This is a genomic window from Actinocrinis puniceicyclus (assembly GCF_018283645.1).
GTDB classification, from domain to species: Bacteria; Actinomycetota; Actinomycetes; order Streptomycetales; family Catenulisporaceae; genus Actinocrinis; species Actinocrinis puniceicyclus.
Genome location: NZ_JAGSXH010000417.1, coordinates 1 through 301 on the forward strand (window position 1 = coordinate 1; position 301 = coordinate 301).

Annotated in this window: 1 protein-coding gene; it reads right to left on the bottom strand. The window is 67.4% G+C overall.

The window, feature by feature from the left end:
- On the bottom strand, positions 1-301 hold a 301-nt coding region (locus KGA66_RS29545), incomplete at both ends, for an ISAs1 family transposase (RefSeq protein ID WP_211472952.1).

Consider the following 301-nt stretch of genomic DNA (forward strand, 5'->3'; position numbering starts at 1 on the left):
CTGATGGCAGGCCGTGAGCAGTGCGGGCTGGTTCGCCTTGACTGTGAAAACGTAGTGTGCGTCGTGTTCGCGCAGGTGGCGTGCTGTTTCCCGCTGGGTGTGCAGCGCGTCCATCGTGATGACGGACCCTGCGATGTCCATGCCGTCAAGCAGGATGCGCGCCTCGGGGATCTCGTTGGTCTTGGAGTCGATCTGCCGCTGGGCCAGGATCGTGCCGGCGGCGTGATCCAGCGCTGCGAGCAGGGTGACCTGCGCGAACCCGGTGGCGCCCGAGCCGCGCAGCACCTTGCCGTCCACCGCG